Origin of the sequence: Legionella nagasakiensis, assembly GCF_900639915.1 — a bacterium.
GTDB lineage: Bacteria > Pseudomonadota > Gammaproteobacteria > Legionellales > Legionellaceae > Legionella_A > Legionella_A nagasakiensis.
In genome coordinates this window covers 1-22,075 of sequence record NZ_CAAAID010000005.1, presented here as the reverse complement: position 1 = coordinate 22,075, position 22,075 = coordinate 1, and the positions used below count along the sequence as shown (strand labels likewise).

The window sequence follows — 22,075 nt, the reverse complement described above, 5'->3', positions numbered from 1 at the left end:
TCGTGATCGCGAAGAGCTGCCATTCAATCGTACTGAGCACACTTGTGGGTATATGAGGCAGCAAAAAATACGGATACTACGATAGGATTTGGAACAACCCGTGATCACAGACCAATCAACACCATTTATTTTGTTGATTCTCCCTTTCCGGTACTAAAACGCGATGTAGTAAAAGCCCATGCAATAACCGTTGGAGAAACTTGCAAATGTCCTTATACCACTAATTCTTTAATCAATATTTCTGCCATGAGTTACGGATCTATTTCAGAAAATGCGATCTTAGCATTATCACACGGCGCAAAGAAAAAGGCGCAAAAATTCACAGGAAAGAGCAAAAAGAATAAATTTATTAAAAATAAACCCATAGCTTATATTTTTTAATCTAAAATTAAACAACAGGCCTCTACTTTTTAAATGCATTTTAAATAACAGGATTGAATGATGCGTATTAAATTGGCTATCTTGATCGTTTTCGTTTTTTCCTATGCCCATGCGGATGATATGACAACGATTGGGGATTGGGCTCAGCACATATTAATGGAGACACTTTCAGCCAGTTATAAGGACACACCTGCTGAAATTAAGGCCGTACGCAAAAATTATCTTCCAGGAGCCTGGGGGCCCATGCATCAATTTTTGCTTAATAGACGCGTTGAGATCAATGAAAAAAAACTAACTTTACATCCACAACCACTGACCTCACCTACGGTAGTACCCAATAATGATTGCGGATTGTCCCAATGTTGGCGAGTAAATCAATCTTTTAATATCCCAGAACTGTCTCTCACAATGCATTTTTCTCTTCAGATTGTTCCAGCAAGCCTGATTAAAGGCTCCACCTCTCTTTTTTTAATTCAAAGTCTTTCTATTGTCATGCATGATTATTGAAGCCCTTTTATCTGTAAATAAAAAATATCGTCTTCAACTAACTATGCAACAAGCGTCTTATTAGGAAATTCCTAGTCTGCATTCATTGTAAATTCGGTGGGTTACCTCTTACTACCTTTCTCTTCTTATTTTAAGCAACCATCTTATCCGTCCATAAATTTCTCAAATGAAATCAAGTAGTCTAATATTTACTATAAAAACAACTAAAATTTTCTGAAATCAGGGCACCCTCTTGTTTGCTCCAAGCTCAGGTTTTATAGGAAGCAATTATTTGGAGAAAGCTATGAAGAAAACTAAGGCATCTGAACAAGATGTTAAAAAACCGATTAAGCTGCACGATATAACCACGTTAACGGATGAAAAACTATTTCAATCCCGACTTAAAAGCGTCATCGAAAAAGCTCAAAAAGATAAAGATTATTTACAACATCTAAAACAGCATCCCATTCAGGCTCTCAACGAAGCAAATTTGAACATCGTCTCCAATGTGAATATTAAAGTCGTTACTGACACTTCCGACGCAGCAAGCGAGAGCGGCAAGTTGATTTTATTCGTACCGGTTCGCGGGGTTTCTGTTGAGGAACTAAATCAAGTCACAGGAGGTGGCATAGACCCGACTTGGGGGCGGACTGGATCCAATTGGACTGACCATCTTTATTTAAGTGAGATAATCAGAGCTTAACCCAAGGCGCTGCTGGTGGTACTGAGAAGCACGTCTCTTTTTAATGTACATGAACAGGTTTTTTGCCAAATATCAAATTGGAGGAATCTTGAATTGATTATCTATAACAATTCAAATTGACTAGGGTCAAATCGAGTTTGAATGACTGCAATTTAGGATAGCACAATGAGTATCATATTAATTTACTCAGCAGGGATTGTTCTTTGGCCAATCATATGGTTTTTTCTTGACGGGTATTCATTACTGTTAAAGAATAAATGGATTATATTGCCATTTATGTTGTGTATAGTGGTACTCATCAGCAATATAGCACTACAGTTTGTTGGTCACCCTGTTTTTTCGATCCAGTTAGAGGAAGAACTGTTTCGCTTTTTGGATTTTCGCTCAGCCAATATCATTAGTATCATTTCAGGCATTCTTGTTATTTCAGCAGTCATTTATGGCGTTAGTAAGCGAAAAATTCCACGATTATTTATTCGTTTCGTTGCCTTGACCTTCATTACCCTCCTGGGATTTATGATTCCCATAATATGGATACCAACGAACAAACCAGAATGGTTACAAGTTTTGCGGGCCTATCAAACAGTCCCTTTCACTTATGGTATTTTCTTTTCTACAACAGCAATATTAATTTTGTTAGAGGATATCATGAAATGGCTTGGTAAGAATAAATAATGTTTCTATTATCGTTACTTCTTAATGTTTCCGGTGAAGAGATAAAACCAACATCACCAATGCTAGGGGTACCATCGCATAATCTGCTACATGACCAGGTGCAGTGCCAGTAATATGGATAGGTTTGATATGCATGAAGAACATACGAAAGCTGTATTCTAAAAAAATCAGCAAGTACATAAAAGGAATCCATGTCTGATAACGCCAAATCACAACCAGATAGACAAACGCCATCAGAAGTTGAGAAGAACCCCATAAAGCAAAGATTAAGATAACTGTGGCCGCACCATCTTGGGTAAACGTATTGAGTGGAATCGTAGCAATACTTTGTGCCCCGCCATCCGGAAGAAACATATGAAGTAAACTACGAACAATGGTCATCAAGGTAATTAAATAAAAGACCCATTTAGCAATGGCATAACCTTGATAATTATTATTCAGTATACGGGGAAACAGGCGATCTAACATGTTTTCTCCTTGTCGACGTTTATTGAACAATGGCGTAAGTCCTGTAAATGCTCTCTAAACCAGATATATAAATCCATACATAAACGCTGAATAATCAGCTAAAAATAATTCTTTAAAATCTATTATAATGATAAAAATATTCTATCTACCAAATAATAACCATAAAATAGGAGAAAAAAATGTTTATCAGATCTTTAACCATAACACTTAGCTTCATATTATGTTTTAATCCAGCAGCCGCGTTTGCCGATGAAACCAAAGAGTGCAACACTCAGCAAACCAAAAGATGTGAGCATTTTTGTAGTCGACACAATGGGTTTAAATCCTGTGTAATCGATATTGAAAAACGTAGCGGTACTTGCACCTGCCAAGATGGAACATCACACAGCAAATAATCATGGCTCAGAAGAGCAATTGAATTGTGGTCTACCAATTTTTACCCTATAACTAAACGGCCATATAAATTCCTAGGAATTTCTGGCTGTTTATTATGTTTAGTTTTATCGACAATATAAGTTAGGAAATTTGGAATATAAAATGAGACTTTTCCTGAAGCTTCTTTAATTTCTCTTATTTTTTCCTACGTTCAACCCCATTTTCTTGAGTATGTCTGAAGTTTTAGTAAATTGAATATCAGCGTATTCAACAACCTGTATGCGGTTACCCCATGGGTCAAGAAAATCTAAAAACTTTCCTTCCAACAATGTGGCGCCAGCTTTCTCTGCCAGTTTTCTAACATGTTCTCGATTATCAACAACTAAACCAAAATGGCGAATATCATCAATATATTTTTTGTCTCTTTGCATGAGCGCAAAAAATTGATCGCCTAAATCAATGAATGCGTGGGACTTATCTTTATGACGTATAATAAATTCAAAAATCTTTCCATAAAATACCAAAGCTTCTTCAATATCACCTACTTCAAGCGCAACATGATTAATCCCTATCATTTTTGGCTTTTTCATAAAATTCCTTTTTAATCAAATATTAACCATATCGGTTTATTTTGCAATGAATATGCGTTAAACAAGATATAAGTATTCATCAAAATACTCAAAATTAAAGGATACATGATGCAATACATATTAACGGTCGTTTGTAGTTTGCTGATTTTTTCAAATCTGGCATGGTCGCAACCTCAGATATCAATCAAAAAGATACGAGGCAATGATGAACGAGGCCAATTCAATCTAGAGTATATAGAGCTAGGTAAAACACTTGGCACTCAACGTCGTGAAGCTGCTAATCGTCTTTTATATCAAGATATGATTTCTGATAAATTGTGTTCTGCCGATCCCACCAATAAACATAAAATGCACTCCAAAAGCGTGGTGCAGTTAAAATACTCATCAAAGCACTTACTAAGCTTTACAAGCAATGTAGATATTTATTGTGCAGGCCCTTATCCAGATTCAGCTATTTTGTATTCTACTTATGATTTAAACACTGCAAAAAGAATAGAATTGTTGAAAGAGGGCCGCAATGAAAAACAGCTCAAAAAACTAATAAGAGAGCAGTTTATTAAGCAAAAACCCAGTCTATCAAAGGATTGTAATGATTTATTTACTCAGAAGGCAAGCTCTGATCTTTATGTTCAATTTTTTATTGAGCAGGGGCAGTTAATAATAAGACAAGAATATCCCCACGTCATCAGAGCCTGTGAATATGATATAACAATAAGCTGCTGTAACTTAATTAAACTTTTAAAGAAAGAGTCACCATTAGCCAATTTTTGCCAACCAGCTTGCACGACATCTGGTTGATGCATTGGCCAGTACTCGCATGTAATTACTCTCTTAAAGAGAGTAATTACATATAATCTTGCTGAATATCATAAATCACTATCTGGATGGTATATGGCCAGTTAGTTCAGCCTCTTTCTCATGCAGCACTGATTTTAATCGGGTGGCGTGAACACGCCTGAAAAAAGATTGTAATGTACAAGCATGACGGAATACATCCTCTGATACAAAATGGCTGGGCCTTCCCTTTTTATCTTCTTTTAAGATGAATCCTTTCTCTGCTGCTTCAGATGCTTTCATAAAAGATACAACGCATTTATTACTCGTTTTCTGGATTTCAAAAATAGCTGCATTATGCCATGGGGTACCACCCGGCGAATGATCCTCGTTAAACCATATGCCGATTTTGTCAGAATCTACTGTTTTAGGGTGGCACGATAAACGAAGTGCTTCGGGTTCAATCATTGATAGATAATTACTAAGTGCAGCACTCATACGTGCCACACCACGCGCAATAATAGCAGCATCCTTTTTTATTCGTGAAGTGGATCTATCCGGGTAAGCCATGCTTAATTCCGTTGTAAAAAATCGAATTTCACCGCGGTATAAATTGAGACTATCAATATCCGCGTGAGTTTTAGGCTTTCTAACTCGCTCTGCGAAACTGGCATCAGTTTCTGCATACTCGTTTAAATCAACAATACCTGATAGGTTAACAATTTTTATATTGCTTAAATGATTTCTCTCGATCATATCCGCTAATTCTGATAGGTAATGTTCGCGTTTTTCTCTAGTATGAATATCGGGAAATACATCTTCAAATGCAAATCCATCTGTGTAAATAACAACTTCAGCTCCTGAAGGATAAACAGCTGCTATGCTCTGACAGATATTATTCAAATGTTTCAAAGAAACTAATTCAGCCATATCCGGGGAGTCGCTCAATGTCTTTCCTCTAACGGGGGCTTTTTCTGGAAACGCAGGCATAACGATTCGTATTGTTTCACTTCGCTCTACCATTGCATCTACCGTTGCAATGATTTTACTTGAAAACTCGGTTACACTAAGCGTTTCCCTTCCATCTTTAGGAATTCTTCTATGTTCTGATAATACATTGAGAATTTTTCTTGTATAAGGACTTGGCATTTTAATACCTCTATGAATATTAATTTGTCGACATATTATATATTTTTTAACCAATTGGATCAACAAATAATCATAAAGGTTATTTTTTATCCTTCAAGATTAATCATTAAAGATTAACCATCAGCTGATTTATACGACTGGTTATGTAGCTCTCACTAATAAGAAAAACCAAACCTAGCTGCAATAAGTAGTAAAATGTAAAAATAATGTTGGAATACGAGAGTACTTAAAAATAATAGAATTGTTAAAAAGTATTCTATCTAGAAACCGTCTTCGCAGGATTTACACGTGCATTATTCATAGGTTTGAGGCTTTTTTCGTAATAGTTTCAATTGACTTTGTTTAGATTTTTCATCCAGGATCTTTTGTTTCGCACGTCTTGAACGTCTTTGTTTTTGCCGTTTTATTTTTTCAATTCCTCGCTGTTCCTTCGATTTTTCATCGCTAAGCATCGCATGCAATTTTTCACAAAGCCGCATTCTTGCAAAATAGCGATTATCTTCTCGACTGCGAGATTTCTGACACTTTATTTCAATCCCAGATGGTCTATGCTTTAAATAAACCGTAGAGGCAGTTTTATGTAATTTCTGCCCGCCTTTACCGCTGCCTATGATAAATTTTTCCGTGAGATCACCGTCATGAACAAACAAATTTTGCATCCAGGTTGTCAAGTTGTCCCATTTTTCTTTGCTGATCATGATTGAAGACATTCATTTGTTAGGTTATTGATTATAATATTTAAATTAGCCATAAATAAAAAATTATCTACTGATAGGATCAGTATTAGGCGAATCTGACTGGTACAACGTATATAAAGCCTCGAATAACCATTTTATTAAATGATCATTAAGAAGAGAAAATTCTCTCCTAGACTAGTGATTATTCATCTATGAGCATAAACTGCGTTTTATAAGGAGCAACATAACTCATGACCTTCTTACAAAGTTGCTCATTAGTCGGGTCTTCAATCGCCACGGTCAAGCATTGATTACCTTCATCTACCTTCAGAGGACTTACACCATGCTTAACCAACCATTTCATCTTTCTTTTAGACAATAATGCTATGCAACGATTTCTGGCGGCAGGGATTTGATTACGCGGGAATAAAGAGAGATCGTACTGAGTCGCTAAAGTTTGTATGAGCTGTGTATGATTGATGAAATTAAATCGACACAGGATCCGGCCCAACCGTTCTCCAGTTTTGTATTGTTCCAAAAGACCTTGACGCAATTGCTCCCTGGTGATTAAAGAATTTTCAAGTAATAAATCGCCCAATCTTCTCCTGTACGGCACAAGCAAGTGGCTGCCCGGAAACTGATGTTCGGTTTTATCCCAGGCAGGCTGACTATTGGATGATTTCCTTTTCGGCGAGCTAAAATAGATGCTGTATGCTCGGATTAAGGCATGCAAATTTAATATATTGCCATACAATGATCGTGGGATAGCAAGAAAAGCCGGTATAAAACCATAAATACGAAAAGTCGCTACCGTTCTTTGGATAAGCCGCTCGCACATAATCATCACGGCGATAAAAACGAATCCTTTAACCCAAGGATGTAAATTAAATTGCTCTTGCAAGGCAGGGTATTCTGGGTTGGCGCTGGTAAAAAAAGAATAAAGTATCCAAAAAATAAACGTCATGTAGCCAAATCCATTAATAAAATGGGTGATGAAGGCCTTTCTATCATGTGCCAACGTATAGCGAATTCTCCATCCGTGCGGCCACCGGCTATGCCGCCATTCCTGAAAGACAATACCAATGATCCAACGCGATTTTTGCCGAATGGCTTTGGCATACTCGAGTGGGAATAAGGCACGAGTTGCAATAATTTCTTTCACGGGTTTTTGTCTATATTTTTGGCCAAAAAACCAACGTTTTTTCCATTGCATACGTAGGATATGACGAGTCAAAAATATTTGTTTTAATCCATGAACTCGCAATGCCAATGAAGTACGATAATCTTCGGTTAACGAATCGGTAGAAAATGGTGCTCCTATGTCTGTATTTTCAAGCCTCTCTAAGGCACGTCTGGAAAATGCAGTACCAACGCCAGCAGATGGCACATGGGCTCCTATGGACTCACGAACAACAATATCTTTTGTATGGCTTTCTGCAAACTCATCCGCATACAACCAATGGGTGAAATTCCAATAATTCACCTCTGATGGGAAGATTGGAATTTGAATCATGTCTTTACGAGGAATTAAATAGTTATAAAATTTGAAGGATAAGGGATGGATAATATCCTCTGAATCATGCAGCACAAAAATAGTAAACGACTGATTGAGTGTGCGTTCAAACGTTTTAATAAATTTGTATATTCCATTTAAATTTGCTGCTTTATTCGTTGGCCCGGGATGTTTCCCAATAATACACTGAACGTGTTTATTCAGCTTTGCCACCTGTTGCACTTCTGCAAGTGTTTCGGGATCATTGGGGTAGACGCCAACAAAAAAATAGTAATTATTATAATCAATAGAATAAGCATTGTGTTTCAGCATGGTTGCAATAACATTTGCCTCATGCCAACAAGGAATCAATACAGCGATTGGTTGCTCATCGTGAGCAAGCAATTGTTCGTACGTGAGAGGACTATAATGACGTGTTTTCCAAATCCGCCATACGTATCGCAACCAATAGTAAAAATCGATAAATAAGTCATCTAATCCCGAAAGAATAAACAACAAGCATAAACCAACGAGCAAATACCACATCAAAAAATATATAATCAATATTGTTTCATTTGGCATTACATATTCACATAAAAATGAAGTTGAACGAGATTATTGCTGTAGTATTTCCCGTAAGGATTAACCGAAGCTCCACCTACTGGTAAATAAGCACCCTTTATATGTTCAAATCGCAATTGCAAATTGAAGCGATTTGAAGGAACAAACGCAATGCCAGGCCCAATTTCAGCCAAGTTATTGAAAAATTCACGACGTGTATCAGCAATGACCCGCCCTGTCATATATAGATTCAACATGCTACTATGATATTGCAACAACCGCATGCCCTGATGCGTACGTATTAACCCAATCACATTATTATTGTATCTGGAAAAATAAATAGCATCAGCATACCAATCACTGTAATAACAGGAACTTATTTGCAATTTATCAAAATAAGCAGGCCTTGCACCATATTCCTGGTAATACATGAAACCACCACGTAAGTCCCCTCGCCAACGATTCCGGTCGCGATACACCAGATCGTATGCGGCACCCGTTTCAATAAATCCAACAATAGGCAATCCTCTAAAAGGTGTTATTTGCCCACCAATGCCCATGATTTGTACATTATCTTCGTATATTTGTGAAATTTCACCTAAGTTTTCCGAACGATTATCATCCGTTCGACGAAAAAATAAATACGTTTTACTCTGCATTGGATTGTGTTGCTCGATGCCAATCCTGAAAACAAATGGTGTTACCGTTAAACCAAAGCGGCTTTGCGTAAACGGATTAAAATAAATTTCTGAAAAATAAGGTGGTGGCAATGCTTTGGTTTGTTGGCCGCCAAGCATTGTTAATGCATTTTTAGCTGCAAAAGATAGTTTTGTATTCAGGCTGCGACTTGCTAATCTAAAATACTGATAGGCTGCAGGTTTGTTATTGATTTGATCATATAAATAAGCCAATTGCATGGCCAAACTTGGCTCATCACTCTGATCATAAGCTTTAGTAAAATAATTTATTGCTTCGATTGTATGCCCTTTTCTTATGGCAGCATAACCTGCCTCTTTGAGCGCTTGTATATGGTCAGGTTGCTCATCAATAACTTGCTTGAAGATACGACTTGAAACCACAGGATTTTTTTCCCTAATCTCATAATATTTATTTAAAAGCACATTTGTTTCTTTCACTGGCTCAATTTTATTTTTTAACTCATGGCTTGTTTTTAAATTTGTTACAGAAGAGGTAAGTTTCGTGCAACAATCTGTAACTGATTCTTGTATTGGTTCAGCAGAAGCATACATGCTATGCAGCTCTTCCACAGAAGCGTAATCTTGATAGGAAGGCAAATAGGAAGCCATGGCATTTAACGCTTGTTGCGCCTGGAGCCTAATTGTTCCTTTAACATGTTCCATCATCCGTATGTATAAACGTGTCGACTTTTCCCACTCGCCGTTCAAATAATACAAATAACCTAATTGCAAAACATATATATCGTCGTTGTCAGACAGGAGGTTATCGATACGCTCTAATGAATAAAGCGCTTGCTGCATATTATCACCATTCAGTAGCCATTGACTAAATTCCTTATGGGCGGGCAAATAATTATTGTTCTGATTTAAAAGAATAAGCAGCGCTTTTTTTGCCGCCTCAGGATGTGTTTTTTTTAATTGATAATATTTATTCATCAATACGATTGGATCACGATGCAATGTCTTGGCCTGCTTCATCGCAAAATAGCATGACGTTGATACAATAAGCATCAACATGACTATTAAAATAACACTCCGCTTTCTAAGCATATTTTCCTCTGCTGTCCTGCCAAGCGAATCAAAAGGTCTACAATCCTTTAGCCATCCTAAGAAGTAAATTTCTCATGGTGACAATATAAAGCTGTTGATATCACTGGCATCGCATACAACGGTATAATAACTATTCAAGTATCTACAAATGAGTCGCTAAAAGCAGAAAAATTTGTAAATAATCCATTTTTTAACGCTGCAACAATTCGTTTAGCCGCATTTCCGTCCCCATAAGGTGAAACATCCCGTGCCATATTCGAGTACATGTTTGCATCAGTCAGTAATTGACTGACCACATGAATAATGTTGCTTGTTTCTGCTCCAATCAATAATCCGACCCCTTCTGTGATAATGGCAGGCCGTTCCGTCCTGTTTCTTAACACAAGAACCGGTTTGTGCAAAGCAGGAGCCTCCTCCTGGATACCGCCTGAATCTGTTAACACAAATAATGAGCGTTGCATTAGATGTGCGAATTCATCATATTTTATGGGAGGTAAAAGATGAATGCGTGGTTTATCGTGAAGTACAGATTCAATCTCTTGTTGTACATAAGGATTAGGGTGAATCGGTAGAATAAAATGAATGTGCTCAAATCGGGCAGTCAGCTCAATCATCGCTGAACAGATGTTTTGTAAATTTTTACCGAAATTTTCTCGACGATGCACTGTAACCACAATGATGTTTGCCAAACCGCGGACATTGACATTTTGATCTGGCCTATTTTTTAAAACCCAAAACAGCGCATCAATCACAGGATTTCCAGTAACAACAATTTTAGCGGCAGGAATATTCTCACGCAGAAGATTTTCTTTTTCCAAAAAGGTTGGAGCGAAATGCCAGGTCGCTAGTGGAGCTGTTAACGTACGGTTCATTTCTTCCGGAAAAGGTTCTTGAGCATTAAACGTTCGTAATCCTGCTTCAATATGCCCAAAAGGGATTTGATGATAAAATGCAATTAAGGATGCAGCAAAGACCGTTGTAGTATCTCCAACTGCCAGCAGTACATCAAAATGCTTATTTTTCATCAATCTATCGAGCTTTTCACACAAATTAGCCGTCAGCTCTCCCAGAGATTGATTGGCAGTCATCACCTTTAAATCGGCATCAGGACATACATTGAAAACGTCTAACATGTCATCAAGCATGTCCTTGTGCTGACCTGTATTAATGACAAAGACCTCTGCCCAAGCGCACGTTTGTAATTGAAAAATAACGGGAGCCATTTTAATGACTTCAGGCCTCGTTCCTAGAACGCAGCCAACGGTAAAGGGCTTAAATTCTTGCATCCCTTAATCCTTGATGTTTAATGCCTATTGCTGTGATGATTTCTACCTGCAAAGAAGAACGTATTAACCACTATTAAGTTCACTTAATATCATGAGCTAGCAATGAAAAAAAGATTATGTCGCTCTTTATTTTGTTATATACATTTCGTCAACGATTTTTGGGCCAATTATCAAAAATGATCTTGAAAATATTCCTACTAAGATCATGCTGATGATTGCGATGATCACGAAAAAAACACGCATCGGTAGTATTACAAGAGATTTCATCTAACATCTAAAAAGTTTCAAACGGCATAAATAATAGGCACTTAGTGTAGTTTTATCAAGCCTAATTCTAAGTTTAAGTGTGAACTCTTGATTTTTCTGATGCCGTTACTCAGAATCCAGACTTATCGATTAAGAAATAAATTCCATTGGAGAAATTAAGCGCTCTATGAAAACCATTCTCCTGTTACTTGGTTCTAATGTTTTTATGACGTTTGCATGGTATGGCCATCTCAAAACTTTAAATAATAAACCTTTGATAATCGCTATTCTACTGAGCTGGGGCATTGCATTTTTTGAGTACGTCTTACAAGTGCCTGCTAATCGTATTGGTTATAAAGACTTCGATTTAGGCCAATTAAAAATAATTCAGGAAATCATCACCATGTGCGTTTTTGCTCTGTTTGCTTATTTTTATATGAATAAGCCTTTGGGACTAAACTTCTTTTACGCCGTTTTATGCATGATCGCTGCCGCGTATTTCATATTTAATCAATAAATTTCTATAACATCTTGCAATCAGGCCTCAATAATAAGTTTTTGTTTTTGGTTGTTACAAAGGTCTTTGAAATGAAAAAATGGTCGATCTAACTGTTTTACACCCTTACTTTATTACTCCTTAAAGCTAAACAACCGAATACAATAAATAAAAACAGGCTCTACCGGCTACGTAAGTGATTAGTCATTTGACATTAAACTTACCTGTATAACAAACGTCTTGAACTCGCTGATTAATTAATTCGGCTTGAGCGCCGCTAACAATCTTCTTATTAAATTTTGTCAGTTCCCAAACCCCATCTTTTCCGGTAATAACGAGCGTACCTTGTCTGAATTCATTTGCCTGAATTGAGGTCAGTAATATTTTAAATAATTTGCCAACATTAATCACAACGTTTGTAGCAACAACATGATCGCCAAGAGACGTTTGATCCGACATCCAACCAATAACCTTAACATGCTTAAATTGATTCACTACGTGAATAGGGCTTGCATTGGCATTAGTAATTAACACATCTGCTCTGCGATTAATTTGACTCACTGCCATGTCTTCCGCACCTTTTTTGTCATTCCAATTTTCTGTCCATTCCACAATGGGTTTTATATTAGAATTAAATAGTTTTAAAGTATGAGTAAAACTAGCAGCCTCAGAATGTTCTATAGACGACACCCCGCCAACAAAGCCAACAATTTTAGAGTGGGTAAGGACTGAGGCGGCAGAAGCGGCTAAGCACCCACCAATCGGAATACAATCCAGGCAATAGTTGACAACGTTTTTCCCTTTAGCGTTACCCGAGATGACAGCAAAAAAAGCATCGGTATGATCTTTTGCAAACTCGGTGATAACAAAAGAGAATTCATGACCACCACCTACGATAATATGAAAACCGTTATTATAATATTTATCCAAAAGCTGTAATAACTTATCTTGAGATAACATTCCCGCATTATCAATAAATGCAGCAGTATATCCTTGTTGCTTGATAACTCCCATTCCATCGTATATTGCTTGACTAAAGTTTAGATCATTCTTAGACCCTGGAATTAGTACCAAAACTTTTTGATTTTTAGTATGGGAAATAGGATGTGCATGTACAGCAATTGGCGAGAATATCGTGATAAGCAAATACATTCCCAATAAAAATAGATACTTATTTTTAACATTGCCCTGTAAATATTTCATTTTTCACCAATTGATTATGACAGCCTAGCAAAGATTTTACTCAAGCTGCTGCTGCACTGAAACTCGCCTTACCCAATTATTAACGCGTAGCGATTCAGAAAAATATTTATCTTCTTGGCTTAAGCTCAGGAGTGGTGTTCCAATCATACGACCCAAAATTTCACCACCCTCATAAGTTTCTTCTGTCATGTTGCCGTCAATATAACAAGCATCAAAATCTATTTTAGCTAAGGCATGAGTGCCATCAGGTAATCTTGAAAAACCAAAGTTTTCTGAGTTTGGGTCCGCTTCCAAAAGAAAATGACACACTTCATCAATGATTCCGGTTCCAGACATCATTCTTCCCTCATCAAAATCTCTCGCAATTTCAGGGTGCAAAGTAGAATAGCCAAGACCAAGAGGAATCACAATTGGCTTTCCATATTCTTGTAAATGACGTGCTGCAGCCATTTGGTTATCTAATACACGTTCTGATGAAAAGTGTCGCGGACTGATGATGGTTGCAATTTTAGAGGCTAAAATAGCATTCGGTGCTAAATTTTCCGCGCCTCTTACGTATAATTTCTTGGCTGCATCATGACGGACTGCCAAAAAAGTCAAATCCCCTTTATCGCCACGAAACAATTTATTAATGTTCTTGATGGGGTAATAATCATCGCTTCGTTTAATTCCTCTTTTAATCGGCAAACGATCCGCATTTAAGTGAGGCGGATATAAGGGCTTACTGAGATCCATATTTCCATAAGTTCCTTCACGCGGCAATTTACCACGTAAACGCAGTTCATTGATGGCAAATGGTAATTCATAACCAATTTGCTCATAACGCCTCCCTATTTGAGATTTAACCTCATGAATACCTCTTCTTTCCACGATGATGCTCATTACTTGTTGGGCGTTTAATAACGCATTATAATTTCTTGCACCATCTCCCGCAGCTTGCGGCACACCAGTTCCCTTTCCTACGGCCGCTTCAATTTCCTGGATGTCATGTTGTATGTCGTCTTCCACCGTTTTATAATGATGAATGGCTAATTCCACAAGCCGCTCTGTCAATGCTTCTTGATCTTCTTTTTCCAACCCGCTAAAAATGGCTTGAAACTCCTCTCTTGCAATGGTTTCGCCACGCTCAAATTTCACTAAAAACTCATCTAAACGCATTGCATTGACTCCCAAATGGGCCTGTCTAAATTATAGGCTAACAAGATTGGATGATGTTCTATGCAAGAAAGATTTTCTCAGTTATCGGCTACTTCAATTCCAACGCCTTCATCCCGAGTATTGTTCGATGTACGCCCAAGGATATGTTCATGTCTCTGCTTGTTACTAAACCCCTTTATAGGACATTTTCTTTACCAACGAATAAACTTGTTCGTTTGCATGCTTTAATCCTTTAGCCTTGAGGTGCTCTGGTATATCCTTCACCGCTTTACTGTAAGCTTGTGTAATATCGAAGTTATTTTTAAACAGCTCATCTACTTCTATTTCGTTTACTGAAAATGGCGGGCCTTGCATTTCGTTTTGATCGTAAAAGGTAGTGACTAACAATACTTTTGAATCAGGCTCAAGCAGTTTGGCCAATTGTTCTGAATAAAGTTTCCTTAGTTCCTGTGGTAGCGCAATGAGAGCCGCTCGGTCATATATGGCATCTATTTTACCAAGTAGCATTTTGTTTAATTTAAAGAAATCACCACCAAATAAAGTAATTTCATCACTGTTATAGACTGAAAAGTCATACATTTCAGTCATCTTATAACGAATTTTATGTTCATTAAAAAACGTTTTGCATGCCTGCTCGCTAAGTTCTACTCCGATGACCTTATAACCTTGATTAACGAGCCAAATCATATCAATGCTTTTACCGCATAACGGAACAAAAACACGATCGCCAGGCTTTAAATTCAGTTTAGGAAAATAACGCTGCATTAATAAATTAGGTTGTAATTGGTTAAACCCAATTTCGTTGCATTGCCATCGTTGCTGCCAATATTGTTTATTCATCGCGATTGTCGTTGAGGTGAATCGAACACCAGACCTACTGATCGGGTTTAAATAATGTGGCACTAAAAAGTAGATCGAATACTAAGCACTATAAAACAAGTGGCTAAATTATGCAGTAAGTGGAGGTCACCTACAACATAATTCTGCAATTAGCAATAGGAGGCATTGAAAAGCCAAGAGGTGACTCAGGCTTATATTAGTAAAATTGAGAATCAAGAAAATGTGTCTGTAAAATTATTGAACAAAGTCCATAAGGCTTTGAGAGCAGATAATCTTAGTTAGTTTCATTATTTGGATTTATGAGTAAAATGGAGATAAAAATATTTCTTATCTTCCAAAGTATATTCAAGAGAGCAATGGAAGACATGTCTACAAAAATAAGATATTCATCCAAGAAGTTTTAAATAATTCAAATTATTTATTATAGGGACTGAGTATGACTTTGGATAACTTGATTGGCATCAGCCCGGAAAAAATAACACTCATTCAGATACAATAAACGGCTTTTGCATGCTGCTGAACGCAATATTGCCGATTATTCAGGAGATATTATTCCTGAGAGTATGGTGGTAACTTGTATTGCTGCTCAAACAGAAGCATTATTAAACGATTTTAAGAATGGCTGAGAATTAATGATAGCAAGCAACTTTGATGTGAAGCAACAACTCAATGAATGCCTTGCTGTTCTAACACAGGTTTTAGGAACGGATCTTTTAGGCGTCTATCTTTATGGTTCTCTCCTTGTAGGTGGTTTGCAAAAATATAGTGACATTGACTTATTCATTGTAACAAATCGCGCATCAACCTCAGAAGAAAAGATTAAGTTGGTGACTCATCTTCTGAAAATATCAGGCATTTACATGAAAAGCACAAAACCACCTATTGAAATTACTCTTGTGGAAAAAGCGGCGATCAATCCATGGCGTTACCCTCCTCTTTTTGATTTCCAATATGGAGAATGGCTACGTCAATCATTTGAAATGGGAAATTTTGAACCCTGGTCGAGTCATGAAATGCCCGATCTAGCCTTGATTATTACTCAAGTCTTATTGAAGCATCATACATTGATGGGTGAAAAGCCTGAGCAACTATTAGCCCCTATCCCCCGCAGTGACTTTATAAAAGCTATGCTACATGATCTGGGGCGGCTCTCAGCTGATCTTGAACAGGATACTCGAAATGTATTGCTAACCTTGGCCCGGATTTGGAGTACCTTAGAAACGAACCAGATTAGATCTAAACCTGACGCAGCCGATTGGGTAATGCAGCGTTTACCAAAAATGTACCAACCAGTAATGAATAGAGCTAAATCCATATGTATTGGTTGGGAAGATGAATATTGGGATAATGTCAAGGTACACATAAAACCTTGTGCGGATTTTATGCTAAGTAGAATTAATGATCAAAAATTATCAGCCAACGTAGCAGATCCTTGTAAGTTAATACAGTTAGCGTAGATACTATAGTATCCAATGCCAATTCCAAGATAAAAAATAATCCCATTAGGCATCCCCCTAGCTAAGTTTATTAGAGTTTTTCAGCCAGTGTTATAGCGCAACTTGGATCACTATTATCTTCAACATGCCAAGCGGTCATTAGAATAAGACGGACAAATACCCAATCTTTAATTCGTTGAGGGTTGAGATATGCTTTCTGAGCCAAAAGGTTAATTCGTGCTTCAAATATATTTTTTACATCATCCATATTCGCCAGTTCATTAATATACATAAAATCAAAAGCAGCAATTTCAAATTCTGGATCGCCAACGATTCCTTTAGGATCAATCGCTAACCAACAATCCCCATCTTTTAAAATATTGTCGTGATGCAAGTCCCCATGTAAAAAAATCTCGGTAGTCGTGGAAGTTAATAATTCATTTTTTAGTGCAATGGCTTTTTTTACTAAATAAGATGGGCAGTCAGTATCTTTAAGTGTATCAATCGCCATTAGCCAGTCACGGATATGACGGTAATTATTTTTATTAGATAAATATTTGTTATGAAGTTTTCTCATCGTATCAATATAGCAATCCATCACATACTCAACTTGGGATGAATATCGTGATTTAAGTGTTTCGCCTGAAATAGCTTGCTGTAAGAGTAAGGCATTATATTTTTCATTATGCCCGATAAGCTTAATTGAACCACTGCCGTCAAAATATTTTAAAGCTAGAGCTTCATCTGAAATACTTTTTTCGTCGCAGCTAATTTTCAAGATGACTGGCTGATTGGTATTCGTGATTGCTTTGGCAACATAGTTAAAAGTCATATTATCTACAGGAACAAGATTTTTTAATTTCCAGTGAGCGGCGAGAATTTCAATAGTACTCGGCAAACTGGTAAGCCATGCCTTGCCTTTTTCGCCGAGCATATTAATTACATTCTGTATTAATTTATTCATCAGTTATCATTATCTATATTTTGTAAATATATCCGGCCTATTTTAATATATCATCAATGAATTTTGTTTTGACGTCGGTGTGCTGCTCACGATCATAAGTATACTCTTGCGCCAATTTTAGGCTCTTTCTCAATTACCTAATTGATAATAAGCACTTGCGAGATAGTCTAACTACATAGAGCGCTTGATTGAACCCAAACAGTTAAAACAAGAAACCCAAGAATGAAAAGAGAAGTATCATCATCTCATCTCCTTGAACAATTACGGTTAGCCAAACAACAACGATTTGCACGCTCTTCAGAAGCACATGATGGATTTCTTCTGTTTAATACACATACACATCGGCACATCCGCTAAAACAATTTTTAATCATGAAACAGATATCTTAGGTTATAACGCATACACAGCATGAACAGTTAAAAATCATCAATTCTTATTTAAAAAAATAGTTAATCGTCAAGACTGTTTTTTTAAATTTTCTCTGGTAAGATTTAATGCCAAGCAGTGCAAAATAGCTTTGTATAAAACTGTGGATATTTTTTTGATTAATCTGCAAATTGTTCCACAGCCAAACACTCCACATACTAAAAGTCCAGTAAATACAAGGCTTATCCCAAGATTAAATCATCGCTCATTTTTAAGTTTATCCACAAAATCTGTGGATAAACCTGTGAGCAGACCATTAAAAACCTTGAAAAATAACTTCCTTTATCTCATGACTAGAGATTATTCATTTGTTCCCATAAATGACTTGAATGTACTTATGATAGAGCGCTCCTCAAGCCTTCATTCCTTATTCAAACATGAGAACAATATTGCCATCTTAATAACCCAGTATTAAGTAACGTATGGTTTGGGACTAATCAATCCAAAATCGTCAAATAAACGAGGGTTTTCTTTACTACCTAGCCCTACCCTTTCATCCAACGAAAATACAACAAGAAAATAGTTAATAAATGTGGTTAATTTATCAAAGTAAAATAATACACATAAAACAACTCATGAAATATCCTCATGGAAAGTCCATAATTGTAGAACTGATCGATTTTTTCTGGCGTTGATTATTATTTTAGCAATTCTTGATGTTCTTGTTTCGAACTGACTTCTTGTACAAACCTAACAGCATTACTGCTCAATGTGATAAAAAGGGAATCGGGCTGATTCCTCCTATACAGAGAGGCAGGTCATATAAAGAATTAACTCAATCGAGAAATCCTGGGACAGAGTAGCAAGAGAAACAATAAGCCTTGCCCTTGGTCATTCGAGGCTCAGTATTACAGAGATCTATTTAGGCTGAATAGTGCTTCTAACAAGGCATAGGACTCATAATAAACACCAGGGAAATTTGACTCTCTGGGACCTGCAGCATTCAAAATTTTAATTTTATTTTGTTTCAACCAATCTCTTATACCCTCTACCCTTGAATGACCGAGCTGATAAACATAAAAGGGTTTGTTAAGTTCTTTTGCTTTCTCAATGGTCATTTTTGTTCCATCAGATACACCTTCAGTAATTGGATAAACTGGAACTAAGATTAAAGTTTCGTCTGATTGCTTAATATTTTCAATGGTTCGTAATGAATAGTTTATAGATAATTCATTTTCATCGGTGCCAACTTCATGCATTTGATATTTTTCAGAGAGCTTACCATCTTCGGCAAACCTTCCTTTTGGACAAGCCCCTCCGTGAGGAATTGAATGAGATATGGCAAAGTCTAAAGCAGCCCTATCAACCCCTGTTTGACCTCCGGAGATAATTTTATCAATCGGCAGGCTCATAATTTTTTAACCATCCAAATTAATAGATCATCATCAACAAATACGTTAGTACCAGGTATCACTGGCTTCAAGTGAGATGTCACGCCCAAACAGTCCAGCTGGTATCCTCGCTGTGCATATAAAGCCTGTGCTGGCCCATAGTCTTTATATAAACCAACACCTAAACCACACCAAGCAGATCTTTGTTTGGCTGCTGCCTCACATTCATCCATTAGTGCACTCGCAACCCCCTTTCTTCTAAACTGTGGCAGAACAATCAGATCGGATATCTCTGGAATTCCCTTTTCTTGAAAAGTGGTATAAGGCGGTTTCCAGATTAGATTGATATGGCCAGCAAATAAATCATTATGGAACGCAACATAAACTTCCCTTAATCCCTTATGTTGTTCTTCCAGATATTGTCGATACACTGACTCATCCCTATTCCAATCAAGAACCTGGATAGATTCCATAATGGTCGGAATATCCTGCTCACTCATCAAGCGAATGCTGATACTCATTAATAATATCCTCTATAATCTGATGACTTCTATTAGCTTCCACTGCATTAGTTTTACTCATGCCGGAAGCAATGATTAATGCTTTCCACAGAGCCCATCCCCTGGCACGGTGCCATGTATTATTGTCCAAAGCCATTGCTTCTTTAAATACTTGCCTGCCCTTACTTTCGAAATAATTCCAGGCCATCACCAAATCACAGGCCGGATCACCCACTGACAACAAGCCAAAATCGATAACAGCATGCAAATGTTCATCTCTGATGATCAGATTCCCAGGGCTAATATCGCCATGAACCCAGACAGGAGCATTTTGCCAACTAACAGCCAAGGCAATCTTCCAAATTTTGAGTGTTGTTTTTGCATCTATAGATGTATCAAGAATCTGTATGGCTTGTCTTGTTTCTGAATCATACACCGCCAGTGAACCGCCACGATAAAAATTATGAGCGCCTGCTGCTGGCCCCTCCATTGCAGGGATTTGATATAAGTGAGTCAGAAAATCAGCAAGCTCTTTGGCCAGTGTTTGTTTATCAACTTCCACCTCAGCGAGGGCCCTTCCCTCGATCCATTCATATACCGACCAGGTAAAAGGATAACCCAATTCTGGCTGACCGAGCGCCAAAGGTTTTGGTATTTGCAGCGGCAATTTTGATGCAAGTTTGGGAAGCCAGATATGCTCTTTATCTACTTGAGCAGCGTATGATTCAGCGCTTGGTAAGCGAACCAACATTTCGTCGCCTAAATGATACGTTCTGTTGTCCCATCCGCTTAGAGCTACTGGTTTAACTGGTAAATCCTTCCACTGAGGAAATTGGGAAATAATTAGCTGTTTTACCAGATCTGAATTTATATTCACTGACTGATTTATCATAATTTCATCTTATAATGAGTTGATTCACATCAAACATGGCATAAATGAGATCATCTGCGGGCTTACCTGTTTGGCAGTCAATACAATTGGGATCATTCTTGAAAGAAAAGCGATAGGATTCTTTAGTTGTTTTGTTCATCATTAAGATAGTTTATGGCCTCGATGGCTGTTTAAAACTAGCTAACATTATCAGGTAAAAGTCCCTTCTCCCCTGAACACTCGATTAACCACGGTACATCATCCATCACCAGAGACACATTATTTAATTCTGAAATGTGATTTAGGTAATACGTCTCACCTTCATAACAGCCGGTAATTGTGTTGTATTTATCATACCAGAAAAATCCATGTACGATTTCTTTAAAATTGGTAATCGATTCAGAATAACAGCTCAATTGAATCAAATCTGTGGCCGCAGCATTTGCCCCAAGCTCTTCTTGCAATTCTCTTCGTATTGCATTTAGCGGTAATTCGCCCTTATCGACATGACCACCAAAACAGCAGACATATCCAGGGTAAGTTCGCCAATTATCAGGTCGTTTTTGTAACAGAATTCTTTTATCAAATGTCAGAATCATGCAACTGGTTAACTGTAGCCTATCTCCGGAATTCTCAGATTTTACAACACGAATATTCTTGGTACCTTTTTGCCCCATCCTTTTGTATCCTATTTATAAAAAGTATCTAAAGAAGAAATTGAACATGGGCTTTCCTTTTGAAATTATAGATTTAAGCCATACGCTAAGTAACGAGACCCCAGGCTGGGAGTTAGGATGTGGGTTCAGTATAAAAAATAAGCTCAATTATGAAGATTGTAATAGCGATGTCAAATTTAAAGTCCAACATATGTCATTACCTGCAGGTATAGGTACTCACATTGATGCGCCCGCGCACTGTAATCCAGATGGGGATACCATTGAAAAGCTTGGTATCAATAACCATCACTTGATCGCACAAGGAATTGTCATTGATGTCAGTACAAAATCAAACGAACAATACCTCATTTCGGCTCTACACCAATTAAGGGGGCACTTTAATCGAGTTAGTATAAACTAAGTCCTTGATTTAGCGATCAAAAGGAGATTAAAGTGCCGAAGTACAATCTTATCCTAAATTTACCTGGATTTTCCATAGTAAAAGTGAGCGGATATCAACCATTAATATTAGATGTAAGCTATAACCGATTAGCCCGTTGTAGTCATTGTCAAAGTAAGAGCG

Annotated in this window: 23 protein-coding genes and 1 pseudogene; 9 read left to right on the top strand and 15 right to left on the bottom strand. The window is 37.3% G+C overall.

The window, feature by feature from the left end; translation table 11 throughout:
- The first annotated feature begins 42 nt into the window (after positions 1–42).
- From E1O52_RS13340 to E1O52_RS05755, 4 genes are all read left to right on the top strand, one after another.
- Positions 43–381 (top strand): glutamate synthase-related protein, encoded by a 339-nt coding sequence (locus E1O52_RS13340; protein WP_242602175.1) that lies wholly within the window; start codon positions 43–45, stop codon positions 379–381.
- 57 nt (positions 382–438) lie between these two features.
- Complete coding sequence (locus E1O52_RS05765) at positions 439–888, top strand: hypothetical protein (protein WP_242602174.1); 450 nt, start codon at positions 439–441, stop codon at positions 886–888.
- A 283-nt stretch (positions 889–1,171) separates the two neighbouring features.
- Positions 1,172–1,570 carry a hypothetical protein gene (locus E1O52_RS05760; protein WP_133127761.1) on the top strand — a complete coding sequence of 133 codons (399 nt, stop codon included), beginning with the start codon at positions 1,172–1,174 and terminating at the stop codon, positions 1,568–1,570.
- A 165-nt stretch (positions 1,571–1,735) separates the two neighbouring features.
- Complete coding sequence (locus E1O52_RS05755) at positions 1,736–2,245, top strand: hypothetical protein (RefSeq protein ID WP_133127760.1); 510 nt, start codon at positions 1,736–1,738, stop codon at positions 2,243–2,245.
- Between the two features lie 21 nt (positions 2,246–2,266).
- Here E1O52_RS05755 and E1O52_RS05750 read toward each other — a convergent pair whose 3' ends face one another.
- Positions 2,267–2,713, bottom strand: coding sequence for a hypothetical protein (locus E1O52_RS05750; protein ID WP_133127759.1), 447 nt, complete (start codon positions 2,711–2,713; stop codon positions 2,267–2,269).
- Between the two features lie 560 nt (positions 2,714–3,273).
- Positions 3,274–3,678, bottom strand: coding sequence for a VOC family protein (locus E1O52_RS05740; RefSeq protein ID WP_133127757.1), 405 nt, complete (start codon positions 3,676–3,678; stop codon positions 3,274–3,276).
- A 105-nt stretch (positions 3,679–3,783) separates the two neighbouring features.
- Here E1O52_RS05740 and E1O52_RS05735 point away from each other — a divergent pair, with 105 nt between their 5' ends.
- Positions 3,784–4,476 carry a hypothetical protein gene (locus E1O52_RS05735; RefSeq protein WP_133127756.1) on the top strand — a complete coding sequence of 231 codons (693 nt, stop codon included), beginning with the start codon at positions 3,784–3,786 and terminating at the stop codon, positions 4,474–4,476.
- Between the two features lie 78 nt (positions 4,477–4,554).
- Here E1O52_RS05735 and E1O52_RS05730 read toward each other — a convergent pair whose 3' ends face one another.
- The 5 genes from E1O52_RS05730 to wecB all read right to left on the bottom strand — a co-directional run bounded on the left by E1O52_RS05730 (position 4,555) and on the right by wecB (position 11,365).
- Positions 4,555–5,655, bottom strand: coding sequence for an L-tyrosine/L-tryptophan isonitrile synthase family protein (locus E1O52_RS05730; RefSeq protein WP_242602173.1), 1,101 nt, complete (start codon positions 5,653–5,655; stop codon positions 4,555–4,557).
- 239 nt (positions 5,656–5,894) lie between these two features.
- Positions 5,895–6,299: a peptide chain release factor family protein gene (locus E1O52_RS05725; protein ID WP_133127755.1), complete on the bottom strand. Its 405-nt coding sequence runs from the start codon at positions 6,297–6,299 to the stop codon at positions 5,895–5,897.
- Positions 6,300–6,480: 181 nt separating this feature from the next.
- Positions 6,481–8,352 (bottom strand): glycosyl transferase family protein, encoded by a 1,872-nt coding sequence (locus tag E1O52_RS05720; RefSeq protein ID WP_133127754.1) that lies wholly within the window; start codon positions 8,350–8,352, stop codon positions 6,481–6,483.
- Positions 8,352–10,079, bottom strand: coding sequence for a tetratricopeptide repeat protein (locus E1O52_RS05715; RefSeq protein WP_133127753.1), 1,728 nt, complete (start codon positions 10,077–10,079; stop codon positions 8,352–8,354). The genes E1O52_RS05720 and E1O52_RS05715 overlap by 1 nt, the downstream gene beginning before the upstream one ends.
- A gap of 134 nt (positions 10,080–10,213) precedes the next feature.
- Complete coding sequence (gene wecB, locus E1O52_RS05710) at positions 10,214–11,365, bottom strand: non-hydrolyzing UDP-N-acetylglucosamine 2-epimerase (RefSeq protein ID WP_133127752.1); 1,152 nt, start codon at positions 11,363–11,365, stop codon at positions 10,214–10,216.
- 433 nt (positions 11,366–11,798) lie between these two features.
- On the opposite strand from wecB, the gene E1O52_RS05705 reads away from it, so the two are divergent.
- Complete coding sequence (locus E1O52_RS05705; protein WP_133127751.1) at positions 11,799–12,128, top strand: DMT family protein; 330 nt, start codon at positions 11,799–11,801, stop codon at positions 12,126–12,128.
- A 183-nt stretch (positions 12,129–12,311) separates the two neighbouring features.
- On the opposite strand, the gene E1O52_RS05700 is transcribed toward E1O52_RS05705, so the two are convergent.
- From E1O52_RS05700 to tmpT, 3 genes are all read right to left on the bottom strand, one after another.
- Entirely contained in the window at positions 12,312–13,310 is a 999-nt protein-coding gene (locus E1O52_RS05700; protein ID WP_133127750.1) for a BMP family ABC transporter substrate-binding protein, read from the bottom strand.
- Positions 13,311–13,346: 36 nt separating this feature from the next.
- Positions 13,347–14,468, bottom strand: a complete 1,122-nt coding sequence (locus E1O52_RS05695) for a hypothetical protein (protein WP_133127749.1) — start codon at positions 14,466–14,468, stop codon at positions 13,347–13,349.
- Positions 14,469–14,633: 165 nt separating this feature from the next.
- On the bottom strand, positions 14,634–15,308 hold the full coding sequence (gene tmpT / locus E1O52_RS05690; RefSeq protein WP_133127748.1) for a thiopurine S-methyltransferase: 675 nt from the start codon (positions 15,306–15,308) through the stop codon (positions 14,634–14,636).
- 632 nt (positions 15,309–15,940) lie between these two features.
- Between tmpT and E1O52_RS05680 the strand changes: the two genes are divergently transcribed.
- Entirely contained in the window at positions 15,941–16,765 is an 825-nt protein-coding gene (locus tag E1O52_RS05680) for an aminoglycoside adenylyltransferase family protein (RefSeq protein WP_133127747.1), read from the top strand.
- A gap of 70 nt (positions 16,766–16,835) precedes the next feature.
- Here the strand turns inward: E1O52_RS05680 and E1O52_RS05675 are convergent, their stop codons facing one another.
- The 5 genes from E1O52_RS05675 to E1O52_RS05650 form a co-directional block, all read right to left on the bottom strand.
- Positions 16,836–17,708, bottom strand: coding sequence for an aminoglycoside phosphotransferase family protein (locus E1O52_RS05675; protein ID WP_133127746.1), 873 nt, complete (start codon positions 17,706–17,708; stop codon positions 16,836–16,838).
- A gap of 1,274 nt (positions 17,709–18,982) precedes the next feature.
- Positions 18,983–19,486 (bottom strand): putative molybdenum carrier protein, encoded by a 504-nt coding sequence (locus tag E1O52_RS05665; RefSeq protein WP_133127745.1) that lies wholly within the window; start codon positions 19,484–19,486, stop codon positions 18,983–18,985.
- On the bottom strand, positions 19,483–19,986 hold the full coding sequence (locus E1O52_RS05660; protein WP_133127744.1) for a GNAT family N-acetyltransferase: 504 nt from the start codon (positions 19,984–19,986) through the stop codon (positions 19,483–19,485). The genes E1O52_RS05665 and E1O52_RS05660 overlap by 4 nt, the downstream gene beginning before the upstream one ends.
- A complete protein-coding gene (locus tag E1O52_RS05655; RefSeq protein ID WP_133127743.1) occupies positions 19,958–20,857 on the bottom strand; it encodes an aminoglycoside phosphotransferase family protein in 900 nt (299 codons plus the stop codon). Before E1O52_RS05655 ends, E1O52_RS05660 begins: the two co-directional genes overlap by 29 nt.
- 176 nt (positions 20,858–21,033) lie before the next feature.
- On the bottom strand, positions 21,034–21,513 hold the full coding sequence (locus tag E1O52_RS05650) for an NUDIX domain-containing protein (RefSeq protein WP_133127742.1): 480 nt from the start codon (positions 21,511–21,513) through the stop codon (positions 21,034–21,036).
- Positions 21,514–21,559: 46 nt separating this feature from the next.
- On the opposite strand from E1O52_RS05650, the gene E1O52_RS05645 reads away from it, so the two are divergent.
- Positions 21,560–21,913, top strand: a complete 354-nt coding sequence (locus tag E1O52_RS05645; protein ID WP_165474721.1) for a cyclase family protein — start codon at positions 21,560–21,562, stop codon at positions 21,911–21,913.
- A 32-nt stretch (positions 21,914–21,945) separates the two neighbouring features.
- Positions 21,946–22,075, top strand: a pseudogene (locus E1O52_RS13460) (ISL3 family transposase); the annotation flags it as partial.

Bases quoted from the DNA above. Each gene is read 5' to 3' on its own strand.
- E1O52_RS05765 (WP_242602174.1), top strand. From the start codon at position 439: ATGATGCGTATTAAATTGGCTATCTTGATCGTTTTCGTTTTTTCCTAT.
- E1O52_RS05760 (WP_133127761.1), top strand. From the start codon at position 1,172: ATGAAGAAAACTAAGGCATCTGAACAAGATGTTAAAAAACCGATTAAG.
- E1O52_RS05755 (WP_133127760.1), top strand. From the start codon at position 1,736: ATGAGTATCATATTAATTTACTCAGCAGGGATTGTTCTTTGGCCAATC.
- E1O52_RS05750 (WP_133127759.1), bottom strand. From the start codon at position 2,713: ATGTTAGATCGCCTGTTTCCCCGTATACTGAATAATAATTATCAAGGT.
- E1O52_RS05740 (WP_133127757.1), bottom strand. From the start codon at position 3,678: ATGAAAAAGCCAAAAATGATAGGGATTAATCATGTTGCGCTTGAAGTA.
- E1O52_RS05735 (WP_133127756.1), top strand. From the start codon at position 3,784: ATGATGCAATACATATTAACGGTCGTTTGTAGTTTGCTGATTTTTTCA.
- E1O52_RS05725 (WP_133127755.1), bottom strand. From the start codon at position 6,299: ATGATCAGCAAAGAAAAATGGGACAACTTGACAACCTGGATGCAAAAT.
- E1O52_RS05720 (WP_133127754.1), bottom strand. From the start codon at position 8,352: ATGCCAAATGAAACAATATTGATTATATATTTTTTGATGTGGTATTTG.
- E1O52_RS05715 (WP_133127753.1), bottom strand. From the start codon at position 10,079: ATGCTTAGAAAGCGGAGTGTTATTTTAATAGTCATGTTGATGCTTATT.
- wecB (WP_133127752.1), bottom strand. From the start codon at position 11,365: ATGCAAGAATTTAAGCCCTTTACCGTTGGCTGCGTTCTAGGAACGAGG.
- E1O52_RS05705 (WP_133127751.1), top strand. From the start codon at position 11,799: ATGAAAACCATTCTCCTGTTACTTGGTTCTAATGTTTTTATGACGTTT.
- E1O52_RS05700 (WP_133127750.1), bottom strand. From the start codon at position 13,310: ATGAAATATTTACAGGGCAATGTTAAAAATAAGTATCTATTTTTATTG.
- E1O52_RS05695 (WP_133127749.1), bottom strand. From the start codon at position 14,468: ATGCGTTTAGATGAGTTTTTAGTGAAATTTGAGCGTGGCGAAACCATT.
- tmpT (WP_133127748.1), bottom strand. From the start codon at position 15,308: ATGAATAAACAATATTGGCAGCAACGATGGCAATGCAACGAAATTGGG.
- E1O52_RS05680 (WP_133127747.1), top strand. From the start codon at position 15,941: ATGATAGCAAGCAACTTTGATGTGAAGCAACAACTCAATGAATGCCTT.
- E1O52_RS05675 (WP_133127746.1), bottom strand. From the start codon at position 17,708: ATGAATAAATTAATACAGAATGTAATTAATATGCTCGGCGAAAAAGGC.
- E1O52_RS05665 (WP_133127745.1), bottom strand. From the start codon at position 19,486: ATGAGCCTGCCGATTGATAAAATTATCTCCGGAGGTCAAACAGGGGTT.
- E1O52_RS05660 (WP_133127744.1), bottom strand. From the start codon at position 19,986: ATGAGTATCAGCATTCGCTTGATGAGTGAGCAGGATATTCCGACCATT.
- E1O52_RS05655 (WP_133127743.1), bottom strand. From the start codon at position 20,857: ATGATAAATCAGTCAGTGAATATAAATTCAGATCTGGTAAAACAGCTA.
- E1O52_RS05650 (WP_133127742.1), bottom strand. From the start codon at position 21,513: ATGGGGCAAAAAGGTACCAAGAATATTCGTGTTGTAAAATCTGAGAAT.
- E1O52_RS05645 (WP_165474721.1), top strand. From the start codon at position 21,560: ATGGGCTTTCCTTTTGAAATTATAGATTTAAGCCATACGCTAAGTAAC.